The 13,024-nt window shown below is 68.5% G+C and carries 8 protein-coding genes; 2 read left to right on the forward strand and 6 right to left on the reverse strand.

Annotated features, from left to right (window positions below):
- From urtA to ACFPU0_RS15410, 5 genes are all read right to left on the reverse strand, one after another.
- A partial coding sequence (gene urtA / locus ACFPU0_RS15390) for an urea ABC transporter substrate-binding protein (RefSeq protein ID WP_377693968.1) occupies positions 1–1,237 on the reverse strand: 1,237 nt, incomplete at its 3' end.
- 84 nt (positions 1,238–1,321) lie between these two features.
- Positions 1,322–2,044 carry a GntR family transcriptional regulator gene (locus ACFPU0_RS15395; protein WP_377693969.1) on the reverse strand — a complete coding sequence of 241 codons (723 nt, stop codon included), beginning with the start codon at positions 2,042–2,044 and terminating at the stop codon, positions 1,322–1,324.
- 1 nt (position 2,045) lies between these two features.
- Complete coding sequence (gene uca, locus ACFPU0_RS15400) at positions 2,046–5,675, reverse strand: urea carboxylase (protein WP_377693970.1); 3,630 nt, start codon at positions 5,673–5,675, stop codon at positions 2,046–2,048.
- Between the two features lie 80 nt (positions 5,676–5,755).
- Positions 5,756–7,558, reverse strand: a complete 1,803-nt coding sequence (gene atzF, locus ACFPU0_RS15405) for an allophanate hydrolase (RefSeq protein WP_377693971.1) — start codon at positions 7,556–7,558, stop codon at positions 5,756–5,758.
- Between the two features lie 256 nt (positions 7,559–7,814).
- A complete protein-coding gene (locus ACFPU0_RS15410; RefSeq protein ID WP_377693972.1) occupies positions 7,815–8,411 on the reverse strand; it encodes a MarC family protein in 597 nt (198 codons plus the stop codon).
- Positions 8,412–8,557: 146 nt separating this feature from the next.
- Here ACFPU0_RS15410 and ACFPU0_RS15415 point away from each other — a divergent pair, with 146 nt between their 5' ends.
- Together ACFPU0_RS15415 and ACFPU0_RS15420 are read left to right on the forward strand one after the other, a co-directional pair.
- A complete protein-coding gene (locus ACFPU0_RS15415; RefSeq protein WP_377693973.1) occupies positions 8,558–8,827 on the forward strand; it encodes a MoaD/ThiS family protein in 270 nt (89 codons plus the stop codon).
- Between the two features lie 21 nt (positions 8,828–8,848).
- Entirely contained in the window at positions 8,849–9,928 is a 1,080-nt protein-coding gene (locus ACFPU0_RS15420) for a WD40/YVTN/BNR-like repeat-containing protein (protein ID WP_377693974.1), read from the forward strand.
- A 218-nt stretch (positions 9,929–10,146) separates the two neighbouring features.
- Here ACFPU0_RS15420 and ACFPU0_RS15425 read toward each other — a convergent pair whose 3' ends face one another.
- The gene (locus tag ACFPU0_RS15425; RefSeq protein WP_377693975.1) at positions 10,147–12,897 is read right to left on the reverse strand and encodes a response regulator; all 2,751 of its coding nucleotides are present in this window, start codon (positions 12,895–12,897) and stop codon (positions 10,147–10,149) included.
- Between the last annotated feature and the right edge of the window lie 127 nt (positions 12,898–13,024).

Consider the following 13,024-nt stretch of genomic DNA (forward strand, 5'->3'; position numbering starts at 1 on the left):
TCTTGTCGTTGCCAGGGATGAAGGGGCTCCAGGGCTGGGCGCGCAGCGGGCCTTCGGTCTGCCAGACCACCGAGAACTGACCATCCTCCTGGATCTCGCCGATCATCACCGGCTTGTGCAGGTGGTGGTTGGTCGCGTCCATGGTCAGGGTGTAGCCGGACGGCGCGGCGAAGCTCTGGCCGGCCAGGGCTTCGCGGACCTTGTCCACATCCGTGGTGCCGGCCTTCTCCACGGCCTGGGCCCACATGTGGATGCCGACGTAGGTGGCCTCCATCGGGTCGTTGGTCACCGCGGTCTGGTAGTTGGGCAGGTTCCTGGCCTTGGCGTAGGCCTTCCACTGCTCGACGAACTTGCCGTTGACCGGGTTATCCACCGATTCGAAGTAGTTCCAGGCGGCCAGGTGACCCACCAGCGGCTTGGTGTCGATGCCGCGCAGTTCCTCCTCGCCCACCGAGAAGGCCACCACCGGTACGTCGGTGGCTTCCAGGCCCTGGTTGGCCAGTTCCTTGTAGAAGGGCACGTTGGAATCGCCGTTGACGGTGGAGATCACCGCGGTCTTGCCGCCGGCGGAGAACTTCTTGATGTTGGCGACTATGGTCTGGTAGTCGCTGTGGCCGAAGGGGGTGTAGACCTCTTCGATGTCCTTGTCGGCCACGCCCTTGCTGTGCAGGAAGCTGCGCAGGATCTTGTTGGTGGTGCGCGGGTAGACGTAGTCGGTGCCGAGCAGGAAGAAACGCTTGGCGCTGCCGCCGTCTTCGCTCATCAGGTATTCCACCGCCGGGATGGCCTGCTGGTTCGGCGCGGCGCCGGTGTAGAAGACGTTCGGGGAAAGCTCCTCGCCCTCGTACTGCACCGGGTAGAAGAGCAGGCCGTTGAGTTCCTCGAACACCGGCAGCACGGACTTGCGCGACACCGAGGTCCAGCAGCCGAAGACCACGTCCACCTTGTCCTTGGTCAGCAGCTGGCGGGCCTTTTCGGCGAACAGCGGCCAGTTCGAGGCGGGGTCCACCACCACCGGTTCCAGCTGCTTGCCGTTGACCCCGCCCTTGGCGTTGATCTCGTCGATGGTCATCAGCGCCATGTCCTTCAGCGAGGTCTCGGAGATCGCCATGGTGCCGGAGAGCGAATGCAGGATGCCGACCTTGATGGTCTCGGCGGCCTGGAGGGTCCAGGACATGCCCATGGCGGCGATGGATGCGGAAAGGGTGAAGGCCTTGATCAGGCTGCGACGTTGCATGGGGCGGTCTCCATTCTCACAAGTATTTGAAGTCACTGCGTTTATTGGTCTGTATTCCGGGCAGTTTTCAAAAGGTCTTCCTCGTCACCCTTGGACCGGCTGCGGCCTGGGCCGAGCGCTGTGCAACATGTGCAGGGTGATCTTGCGTACTTCAGCCTTGCTGACTTCGATGTGGCTCCTCAGCAGCAGCTGTGCCTCTTCGCAACGACGCGACAGGATCGCGCCGAGAATGCGTGCGTGTTCCTCGTAGGTGATCTCCACCCGTGGAACCTTGGTGAAATCCAGGCGGCGGATGATGCGGATCTTCTCGCTGACTTCGGCGTGCAGCCGGGCCATCTCGCGGTTGCCGGCGGCTACCAGCAACTGGCCGTGGAAGGCTTCGTCCAGCTGCGAGACGGCGCGGCCGTCCTGCAGGCGTTCGCCGGGCGGCACCAGCCAGATGCGCTGGAGCTGCGCCAGGGATTCCGGCAGCTCGCCGTCCGCCCGCGCGCAGAGGCGGCGGACCGCTTCCAGCTCGAGGAGGATGCGCACCTCGTAGAGCTCTTCGAAGTGGGTGAAATCGAACGGTCGCACCTGCCAGCCGCTGCGGAAATACACCTCCAGGTAGCCCTCGCGCTCCAGGCGATAGAGCGCCTGGCGCACCGGGGTGCGGCTGGCCGCCATGCGCGCGGCGATCTCGCCTTCGGAAAAGCGGTCGCCGGGCAGCAGGCGGAACTCGAAGATGTCGTCCTTGAGCTGGGCGTAGATGCGCTCGGCGAGGTTCTCCGGGCGTTCCTTGCCGCGCTTGTCCGGGTCCACCAGCTGCATCTCAGGCAGCCTCGCCGGTGTCGAGCAGCAGCAGGGCGTCGCCCGGCGTCACCGCCTTGCCCGGCTGGCAGCGCACGGCCTTGACCGTGCCGGCCACCGGCGCGGTGACCGCCAGCTCCATCTTCATCGCTTCCACCACCAGCAGCGGAGTGCCGGCCTCGACGCGCTGGCCGGGCTCCACCAGCACCTTCCACACGCTGCCGCAGACATCGGCGCTGACCAGGTGGCCGTCGAGTTCGCAATCGTCGTCCGGGGCGCTGGCCGGCGGCGCGGCCGCCGCCGGGTCGTCGTCGCGCCAGAGCTGCACTTCCGCGTCGAAGGCGGCCTTCTGCCGGGCCTGGAAGGCGGCGATGTCCTCGGCGTTGGCTGTGATGAAGCGGGTGTATTCGGCGAAGTCGAACTCGGTTTCCTCGATCCGCACCTGGGCACGGCCTTCGCGGAAGGCTTCGCGGAACTCGTCGAGCTCGGCCTCGCTGACCGGGTAGAAGCGCACCTGGTCGAAGAAGCGCAGCAGCCAGGGCTGGCCATTCTCGAACTGGGCGTTCTTCACGAACCTGTTCCAGATCGGCAGGGTGCGGCCCACCAGCTGGTAGCCGCCGGGGGAATCCATGCCGTAGATGCACATGTACATGCCGCCGATGCCCACCGTGCCTTCGGCGGTGTAGGTGCGCGCCGGGTTGTACTTGGAGCTGAGCAGGCGGTGGCGCGGGTCCAGCGGCACGGCGCAGGGCGCGTCGAGGTAGACGTCGCCGAGGCCGAGGACCAGGTAGCTGGCGTCGAACAGGATGTCCTTCACCTGGTCGCGGCTGGCCAGGCCGTTGATGCGCTGGAGGAAGTCGACGTTGTTCGGCAGCCAGGGCGCGTCCGCCCGCACCGTTTCGCGGTAGCGGGTGACGGCGCCGAGGGTGGCGCTGTCCTCGAAGGCCATGGGCAGGTGGATGATGCGCGTCGGCACCTTGAGCCCGGCCACGTCGCCGAGGCGCTGTTCCAGGCGCTGCAGGTGGCCGAGCAGGGTGTTCTGGTGCAGCACGCGGCTGTCGTAGCGCAGTTGCAGCGAGCGCACGCCCGGCGCCAGTTCCTCGAGGCCGCGCAGCGGCTTGGCCTTGAGCGCTTCCATCAACAGGTGCACGCGCAGGCGCAGGGCCAGGTCGAGGACGTTGTCGCCGTACTCCAGCAGGATGTAGGCGTCGCCGGCCTGGCGGTACACCACCCGTGGCCGCGCGCCGTCGGCGGGCAGCTCGGCGAGCACGGTGGCGGAGGAGGTGGCGGCGGGCTGCAGGCTGGGGGCCGGCAGGGTCACCGCGCTGATCGCCGCCAGCGCTTCGAGGCTGCCCAGCTGCGCCTGCTCCAGGCTCTGCGCCTGCTGGAAACCGATGGGGTGGAAGCGCAGCCTGTCGCCGGGTTTCACCTGGCCGATCTTCCACAGCTCGGCCTTGGCGATGGTCACCGGGCAGACGAAGCCGCCGAGGCTGGGGCCGTCCTTGGTGAGGATCACCGGGAAGTCGCCGGTGAAGTTGATCGAGCCGATGGCGTATTCGCAGTCGTGCACGTTGGACGGGTGCAGACCGGCTTCGCCGCCGTCGGCGCGGGTCCAGCTCGGCTTCGGCCCGGACAGGCGCACGCCGAGGCGGTTGGAGTTGTAGTGCACTTCCCACTCGGCGGCGAAGAATTCCTCGATGGCCTCTGGCGTGAAGAAGTCCGGTGCACCATGCGGGCCGTAGAGCACGCCGATGTTCCAGGTGGTGCCGTAGCTGGGGATCAGGCTCGGGTGCGCGGCCTGCGGCGGCGCCACCGGGGCCGGCGTGGTGCAGGCCGGCAGGTCCGGCTGGGAGATGGCCAGCATGTCGGCCGGGCGCAGGGTGCGGCCGGCGTGGCCGCCGAACTGGCCGAGGGCGAAGGTGGAGCGGCTGCCCAGGTAGAGCGGCACGTCGAGGCCGTTGCGCACCGCCAGGTAGGTGCGGCAGCCGCTGCGGGCGCGGCCGAGCCTGAGCACCTGGCCGGCCCTGACCGCCAGCGGCGCCCAGTAGGGCACGGCTTCGCCATCCAGCTCGGCCGGGCAGTCGGCGCCGGTGAGGGCGATCAGCGCAGCGCAATGGAAGCGCAGGGTCGGCCCCTGCAGGGTGAATTCCAGGCCGGCGGCGCTGGGGTGGTTGCCGACGATGCGGTTGGCCAGGCGGAAGGCGAAATCGTCCATGGGCCCGGACGGCGGCACGCCGATGTCCCAGTAGCCGAGGCGGCCGGGATAATCCTGCACGCTGGAATAGGTGCCGGGTTCCAGCACTTCGATGATGCTGGCCTTGAACGCGAAGTCGTCGAGCAGGCGGGTCCAGACCTCGCCGCTGGCGAAGCGCGGGTCGGCCACCACCTGGCGCAGGTAGTCGAGGTTGCTGGCGATGCCGTGCAGGCGGGTTTCGCCCAGGGCCTTGCGCAGCTTGGCGAGCGCCTCGGCGCGGTCGGCGCCGTGGACGATCAGCTTGGCGATCATCGGGTCGTAGAAGGCCGAGACTTCGCTGCCGGTGCCGACCCAGCCATCCACGCGCACGCCTTCGGGGAAGTGCACTTCGGTGAGCACGCCGGGGCTGGGCTGGAAGTTCTTCAGCGGGTCCTCGGCGTAGAGGCGCACCTCGATGGCGGCGCCTTGCGGGGCGCGTTGCAGCGCCGGCCAGTCCAGCGCGTCGCCGGCCGCCACGCGCAGCATGCATTCGATGAGGTCGAGGCCGGTGACCATCTCGGTGACCGGGTGCTCCACCTGCAGGCGGGTGTTCACTTCGAGGAAGTAGAGGTCGTCGCGGGCGGCGTCGTAGATGAATTCCACGGTGCCGGCGCTGCGGTAGCCCACCGAGGCGCCGAGCTGGACGGCGGCGGCGTGCAGGCGTTCGCGGGTGGCCTGGGGCAGGTTGGGCGCGGGGGTTTCCTCCACCACCTTCTGGTTGCGCCGCTGCAGCGAGCAGTCGCGCTCGCCGAGGGCGACCACGCGGCCCTGGCCGTCGCCGAAGATCTGCACCTCGACGTGGCGGGCCTGGTCGACGAAGCGTTCGAGGAACACGCCGGCATCGCTGAAGAACTGCTCGCCCATGCGCTTGACGCTTGCATAGGCGCTTTGCAGCGCCTCGGCGTCGGCGCAGCGGGTCAGGCCGATGCCGCCCCCGCCGGCGGTGGTCTTGAGCATCACCGGATAGCCGATGCCCTCGGCTGCCGCCAGGGCCTCGTCCAGGCTGTGCAGCAGGCCGGTGCCCGGCGCCATCGGCACCTGGGCCTCGGCCGCCAGTTCACGAGCGCGGTGCTTGAGGCCGAACTCGCGGATCTGCCGCGCGGTGGGGCCGACGAAGGCAATGCCGGCGGCCTCGCAGGCCTCGGCGAATTCGGCGCTTTCGGAGAGGAAGCCGTAGCCCGGGTAGATCGCCTGGGCGCCGCTTTCCCTGGCCGCGGCGAGGATCTTGTCGATGCGCAGGTAGCTGTCGGCCGGCTTGTCGCCGCCCAGGGCGATGGCGACATCGGCATCGCGCACGTGGGGCGCGTTGCGGTCGGCGTCGGAGTACACGGCGACGCTCTTCACCCCGAGGCGCTCGAGGGTGCGGATGGCGCGGACGGCGATCTCGCCACGGTTGGCGATCAGTACGGTGTGGAACATCTGTTGCGGCCTCCTGGCTGGTGCGACGGGCTGTCTGGCTGGCGCTGTTCTTGTCCCCTCTCCCCTCGGGGAGAGGGGAGCTATTTCTGCTGGCTGGCGATAAAGGCGCGCCAGCCGCCGAAGCCGGTGATGTCGCGGGCGCCGTCCAGGGCATAGGGCTCGCAGATGAAGCCCTTCACCCAGCGGCCGTCTTCCAGCTGCAGGTTGCCGATGCCCAGCGGCGGCGGGATTTCCGCGACGAACTCGCCGAAGCGCGCCAGGGGGATGTCCCACAGCTCGACGATCAGCGGCGCGCCGTCCTGGCTGCGGGCCAGGCCCGGCTTGGGCGGCACGCTGCCGGGCAGGGCGAACAGGCGGTAATCGCTGGCGGTGCGGGTTTGCTCCACCAGCACCGCGTCGCGGCTGGTGAGCTGGAAATTCAGCGGCATGCCGGTGAGGTGCGCGCCGACCACGGCGACGCGCACGCAGCCGGGGGCCTGGCTCGCCGGCGCCTGGGGCGGCAGCGGACGGCCGGTGGCGCCGAGGGGTAGCGCGAGGCTGGCCTGCCAGCGTTTGCCCAGGCTGGCCAGGGCGGCGTCGTGCCAGGCCGGGGCGAGCAGGGTGATGCCGGCGGGCAGGCCGTCGGCGCGGAATCCGGCGGGCAGAGCCAGGGCGCAGAGGTCGGAGAAATTGGTGAAGTTGGTGTAGGTGCCGAACTGGGCGTTGTAGCGCACCGGTTCCTCGGCCATCTCGGCGATGCGGCGGATGGTCGGTGAGGTGGGCACCAGCAGGGCGTCGAAGCCGGCCAGGGCTTGGTTGATGCGCCGCGCCAGCTCGGCGCGTAGGTACTCGGCGCGGTAGGCGTCGCAGGCGCTGTAGGCGAGGCCGTTGTCGAGGATGCCGCGCACCACCGGCTCCATGGCTTCCGGCTGCTCGCTGAAGATGGTCCCGGCGGCGACGGTGCGTTCGGCCACCCAGGGGCCCTGGTAGAGCTGCTCGGCCAGTTGGCGGAAGGGGCTGAAGTCGATGGGGGTGATCTCGGCGCCGAGGGCGCGGAACTGCGCCAGCGCCGCTTCGAAGACGGCCTGGGTCTGCGTGTCGCCGAAGAATTCCAGAGTATCTGGCACCGCCAGCTTCGGCTTGGCGCCTATGCCCACCGGCGCGCTGTGGGGGTTCTGCCGGGAGTAGGGATCGCGGGCGTCGAAGCCGCCGCCGATGCGCGCCACGGTTTCGGCGTCGGCCACGCTCAGGGCGAACACCGAGATGCAGTCGATGGTGCGGCAGGCCGGCACCAGGCCGCTGTTGGACAGCCAGCCCTTGGTGGGTTTCAGGCCGACGATGTTGTTGAACCCGGCCGGCACGCGGCCGGAGCCGGCGGTATCGGTGCCGAGGGCGAAGGGCACCAGGCCGCGCGCCACCACCGAGGCCGAACCGGAGCTGGAGCCGCCGCTGACATAGGCCGGGTCGAAGGCGTTGGCCACCGCGCCATAGGGGGAGCGGGTGCCCACCAGGCCGGTGGCGAACTGGTCGAGATTGGTCTTGCCGATGAGGATGGCGCCGGCGGCGCGCAGGCGGGCGACCACCGTGGCGTCCTCGCAGGCTTCGTAGGCGAAGGCCGGGCAAGCGGCGGTGGTGGCCCAGCCGGCGGCGTCGATGTTGTCCTTGATGGCGAAGGGCACGCCATAGAGCGGCAGGCGTTCCTTCTCGCCCCCGGCGGCGTCGAGCAGGGCCGCCAGTCCGGCGAGCTGGGCATCCAGCTGTTCGGCGCTGGCCAGGGCGATCCAGGCGTTGTCGTCCTCATCGAGGCGCTGGCGCAGGGCGTGCAGCAGGTCGGCGGGTTGCAGCTGGTCGCGGTAGGCCTGCTGCCAGTCGGCGAGGGTGAAGGCGAGAGGGGCGTCGGACATGCTCTGGAGTTCCATCTTGTATCCAAGTTGGAGTTCTCCAGAGCAAGGGCGGTGCCAGAACCGCGAAAGGCCCGTGGTTTCTGGGGCCTGGGCCTGTTGGTGGTGTTCTCCATGCACCTCGTTCCGCACCGTGGCGGGGCGAATGGGGTGGTGCCGGTCGCAGGTTGGTGCGTGTCCGTAGGGTGGATAGCGCTTTTCTATCCACCACGGCGGTGGCAATCCCACAGGTGGATTTCCACCCTGCGGCATGCCCGCGTCAGGGAACGAGGTAGTTCTTCACCCCGGTGAAGATGATCTGCGCGGCCAGGGCGCAGACGAACAGGCCCATCAGCCGGCTGACGATCTGCAGGCCCTGGTCGCCGAGGATGCGTTCGATGCGGTCGGACAGGTAGAGGATGGCGCCCACGGTGGCGCTGGCGATGGCGATGGCCAGCAGCGCGGTGAGCTTGTCGTCCCAGTGCACGTGGCCGGCGCCCATCACCAGCATGGCGCCGATGGTGCCGGGGCCGACGGTGAGCGGGATGGTCAGCGGCACTATGGTGACGTCCTGCTGCACGTTGTCCGCCTGCATCGCCGACTTGCCCTGGGCCATGCCGAGGGCGGAGATGAACAGCACGGTGCCGGCGCCGATGCGGAAGGCGTCGATGGTGATGCCGAAGACGTTGAAGATGGCCTGGCCGAAGAGGTAGAGCAGGGCGCTGGCCACCAGGGTGCCGAGGGCGACTTTCCAGGCGAGTTTCTTGCGCTCCTTCACCGTGTAGCCACGGGTCAGGCCGATGAAGCAGGAGAGCACGAAGAAGGGGCTATAGAGCACCAGCATCTTCAGGTACAGGCTGGAAAGGCTTTCGAGCATGGTGGGGGCGTCCGTTCGTCACTACCGGGGGCGATGCCTGCAAAGTGTAGAGGCTGCCCTGCCATTGGGCGCACAACTATAACCGCGCAGCCGGCCTCGGCTATACCTACCCCCACCGGGGCGTTTCGCCGCGCAGGGGGCCGTGCATGGCGCATATCAGTTTCACTACCAACCTGCAGCGTCATCTCGATGTCCCCGAACTGGATGTCGTGGCTGCCACCGTGGCCGAGGCGCTGAATGCGGCTTTCGTCGCCAACCCGCGCCTGCGCAGCTACCTGCTGGATGACCAGGGGCGCCTGCGTCGGCATGTGGCGATCTTCGTCGATGCCCAGCAGGTCAGCGACCGCCGCCGGCTCAGCGATCCGCTGGGACCGGCCAGTGACATCTTCGTCGTCCAGGCGTTGTCCGGCGGCTGAGCCTGCACAAGGAGAAGGACCATGAGTCGATGCATCCATGTGGCGACCCGCAAGGGCCTGCTGCGTTTCGAGCCCGAGGGCGATGGCTGGCGCCTGGCGCGCCAGGATTTTCTCGGCGAGCCGGTGAGCATGCTATTGGACGATCCGCGCGATGGGCGCCTCTACGCGGCGCTGCACCTCGGCCACTTCGGCCCCAAGCTGTGGCGCTCGGCCGATGAGGGGCAGAGCTGGGAGGAGATCGCCGCCCCGGCCTTCGCGCCGGTCGCCGAAGGCGAGGAGGGGCCCTCGGTGGAAATGATCTGGTGCCTGGAACCCGGTGGCCCGGACCAGCCGGGCACCCTGTGGGCCGGCACCATTCCCGGCGGGCTGTTCCGCTCCCGCGACCATGGCGGCTCCTGGGAATTGGTGGACAGCCTCTGGCAGCGTCCGGAGCGGGCCAACTGGTTCGGCGGCGGCTATGACCAGCCGGGCATCCATTCCATCTGCGTCGACCCGCGCGACAGCCGGCACCTGACCCTGGCGGTGTCCTGCGGCGGCGTCTGGCACAGCGAGGACGAAGGCGGGAGCTGGAATTACCGCACCCGTGGCATGCGCGCCGCCTACATGCCGCCCGAACGTGCCGAGGAACCGGATATCCAGGACCCGCACCGCATGGTGGCTTGCCCGGCCGACCCGGAGCGGCTCTGGGTGCAGCACCACAACGGTATCTTCGTCAGCGCCGACCGTGGGCTGAACTGGCGGGAGATCCCCCAGGCCGGCCCCTCGACCTTTGGCTTCGCCGTGGCGGTGCACCCGTCCGACCCGGACTGCGCCTGGTTCGTGCCGGCGGTGAAGGACGAATGCCGGGTGCCCGCCGACCAGCGCCTGCGAGTGACCCGCACCCGCAACGGCGGCAAGAGCTTCGCTGTCCTGGAACGGGGCCTTCCGCAACAACTGTGCTACGACCTGGTGTACCGCCATGGGCTGGATGTGGATGACAGCGGGCGGCGCCTGGCGATGGGCTCCACCACGGGGCATCTGTGGGTATCGGAGGATCAGGGGGACAGCTGGGGCCTGGTGGCGGGGCACCTGCCGCCGATCTTTGCGGTGAGGTGGGGGTAGGCGGCCGGCGGCCCATCTTCGCGCATGAATTCGCTACAGGAGAAGGCGGGTCTGGTCGAGCACGGATAGCCCCCTCTCCCTCTGGGAGAGGGCTGGGGTGAGGGATGCTGGCTACCGCTGGGAGTCGGTGGACAGAAGAGCGCTGTCCACCCTACGGGGCGCGCTGCGCAGCCCTTGGCGAATGAATTCGCCCCTACAGAGTCCCTTCAGCCTGCCGTTCAGCTATGCATCGCATGCCGTTCGCGCAGTTCCTTCTCGGCCACCCAGTATTCGATGAGCTCGCGCAGCTGCGAGAGTTCCACCGGCTTGGCCATGTGGCCGTCCATGCCGGCCTGGCGGGCGCGTTCCTTGTGCTCGCTGAGGATATGGGCGGTGAGCGCGACCACCGGGGTACGCGGGCGCTGCTCCAGGTTTTCCCAGTGGCGCAGCATCTCGGTGGCGGTGAAGCCGTCCAGCACCGGCATCTCGCAGTCCATCAGCACCAGGTCGTAGTGCTGGTTCTTCATCGCGCTCAGGGCTTCCTCGCCGTTGCTGGCGGTGTCCGGCTCGAGGTTGAGCTTGCTCAGCATGCCGCGGATGACCTTGGTGGAAATGCTGTTGTCCTCGGCCACCAGGATGCGGAAGTCGCTGGGGACGTGGAGCGGTTCGCTGACCTGGGAACCCGGCAGGGAGATGGCGCCGCCCGCCTTGCGCTGGTTCATCTCGTCGGCCAGGGTGGTCTTCAGGGTGTAGCCGGCCACCGGCTTGGCGAGGATGCGCTTGATGCCGGCGTTGCGCGCGATGATCTTGCTCGGCGCATTGCTGATGCCGGTGAGCATGATGATCAGGATGTCGTGGTTGAGGCTCGGGTCTTCCTTGATCTTGGCCGCCAGCTGCATGCCGGTCATGCCGGGCATGTCCTGGTCCAGCAGGACCACGTCGAAATACTCGCGCAGGTGCGCCTTGGTGCGCAGCAGGGCCAGGGCCTCCTTGCCGGAGGGCACGGCGCTGACCTGCAGGCCCCAGGCGCTGCACTGCTGCACCAGTACCTTGCGGCAGGTGTCGTTGTCGTCCACCACCAGCAGGCGCGCACCTTCCAGCGGGCTGTCGAGGTCGGCGGCGGCGCGTACCAGGTGCTGGCTGTCCAGCGGCAGGGTCAGCCAGAGGGTGCTGCCTTGCCCGGCGCCGCTCTGGATGCCGAACTCGCCGGCCATCAGCCGCACCAGTTGGCGGGCGATGACCAGGCCGAGGCGGCCACCGAGCTTGGAGGAGGCGAGGAAATCGCTGCTTTGCAACTCGGCATTGAGCAGGGCTTCGCGCTCGCCGGCTTCCAGGGGGCGGCCGCTGTCCTGCACGGCGATGCGCAGGCGGGGTTCGCTGGCGCTGTTGTCCAGGGCCACCACCAGCAGGATCTCGCCTTCGTCGGTCTGCTTGAAGGCGTTGTCCAGCAGGCTCAGGAGGATCTGCCGCAGGCGCGTGGGGTCGCCGCCGACCACCCGGGGTACCTGGGGCTGCATGAAGCTGATGAGTTCGACCCGCTGCTGCTCGGCCTTGGCGCGGAAGATGTCGAGGCAGTCGTCGATCAGGGCGTTGAGGTCGAACTGCACGTCGTCCAGCTCGATCTGCCCGGACTCCAGCTTGGAGATGTCGAGGATCTCGTTGATCAGGGTGAGCAGTTCGTTGCCGGAGCTGTGGATGGTCTGCACGTAGTCGCGTTGCTTGGCCGACAGCGGGGTGCCGAGCAGCAGCTCGGTCATGCCCAGCACGCCGTTCATCGGGGTGCGGATCTCGTGGCTGATCTTGGCGAGGAATTCGCCCTTGGCCTTGAGTTCGGCGGAGCTGGCGGCCAGGGCGCGGCTGGCGCTGAAGGCTTCGTACTGGATGCGCCGCTGGCGCTCGCTCAGGGCCATGCTGAGGAACACGCCGCTGATGGTGGATACCGCCAAGAGGACATAGGCCAGCCAGTCGGACTGCAGGTGCCAGTAGCCGAACAGGGCGGGCAGGGCGCTGAGGATGGCGACGCAGAACACTCCCAGGGCGAGGCTGAACAGGCGCGCCGGGCGGTAGCCCTGGCGCCAGTGGTAGAGGGCGACCCCGAACATGCTGGTGCTGGCGATGGCGGCCAGGACGTAGACCAGCTGATTGAACTGCAACTCGGTGACGATCAGCAGCAGGGCGGCGGTCAGGGCGATCATCACGATTTCGCCCAGCAGCAGGCCGGTCACGGGCGTGCTCGGGCGCACCTTGTGGAAGAAGCTGACGGTGAAGGCCAGGGCACAGAGCATGGCCAGCAGCATGGACAGGTTGGCGATCTGCGGTTGCGCGCTCTGCCAGTCGCCCAGCCAGGGCGAGCTGATACCCAGCAGGCTGACGCCGGTGGCCATCAGGCTGGTCTGCGCGGCGGCGAGCCAGAGGCTGACGGCGGCGCGGGAGTACGCGTAGCGCACCAGGTTGTAGTAGACCAGCATGCCCAGGCCGCCGAGTAGCAGCCCGTAGAGCAGGGGGCGGGTATCGTCGGCTGCCATCAGCGCCGAGGACTGCAGGGTCACGGTGGGGCGCAGGGCATGTTCCGAGGCCATGCGCAGGTAGATATCCAGGGGTTCCTGCTTGACCGGTAGCGGCAGGAGGAAATCGCGGCTGGGCAACGGCCGGTCGCTGAAGGGCAGGCGGCTGCCGGTGCGGGTGTGGGCCACCAGCTCATCGCCCTGGAGGACGTAGAGGTCGAGGTAGGCCAGGTAGGGGGCGAAAACGCGCAGCAGCTGTTCGTGCTGGCCGGGCGGGAGCCGGTAGTGCAGCCAGAGCGCGCTGCCGCCGCCGGAGGTGTAGAGCTGGTCGAGCTCGACCGGGGCGAACTGGGAAAGGGCTTCCTGGGTGCGGACTTCCTGCAGCTGCAGGTTCGCGCTTGGATCGAGCAGCATGCTCCATTGCCGCTCCTCGGTTGCCTGGGCGGGCAGCAGATACAGCAGGGCCAGCAGCAGGCTGGCGATCATTCCTGTGGCAATCCTGAGCCGGGGCACGGTCGAGGTCCCTTCGTGGGTGAGTGGCCGGATTATAGACAAGCCCCTCTGGCACGGAATATGACCGAGGCGGCCAGCATCTGGCTCACCGCCCCGATCG

This window comes from Pseudomonas sp. GCM10022186, assembly GCF_042656385.1.
In the GTDB taxonomy this organism is placed as follows: Bacteria; Pseudomonadota; Gammaproteobacteria; order Pseudomonadales; family Pseudomonadaceae; genus Metapseudomonas.

Excerpts from the sequence above, each read along its gene's own strand:
- ACFPU0_RS15395 (WP_377693969.1), bottom strand. The coding sequence starts at position 2,044 with ATGCAGCTGGTGGACCCGGACAAGCGCGGCAAGGAACGCCCGGAGAAC.
- uca (WP_377693970.1), bottom strand. The coding sequence starts at position 5,675 with ATGTTCCACACCGTACTGATCGCCAACCGTGGCGAGATCGCCGTCCGC.
- atzF (WP_377693971.1), bottom strand. The coding sequence starts at position 7,558 with ATGTCCGACGCCCCTCTCGCCTTCACCCTCGCCGACTGGCAGCAGGCC.
- ACFPU0_RS15410 (WP_377693972.1), bottom strand. The coding sequence starts at position 8,411 with ATGCTCGAAAGCCTTTCCAGCCTGTACCTGAAGATGCTGGTGCTCTAT.
- ACFPU0_RS15415 (WP_377693973.1), top strand. The coding sequence starts at position 8,558 with ATGGCGCATATCAGTTTCACTACCAACCTGCAGCGTCATCTCGATGTC.
- ACFPU0_RS15420 (WP_377693974.1), top strand. The coding sequence starts at position 8,849 with ATGAGTCGATGCATCCATGTGGCGACCCGCAAGGGCCTGCTGCGTTTC.
- ACFPU0_RS15425 (WP_377693975.1), bottom strand. The coding sequence starts at position 12,897 with ATGATCGCCAGCCTGCTGCTGGCCCTGCTGTATCTGCTGCCCGCCCAG.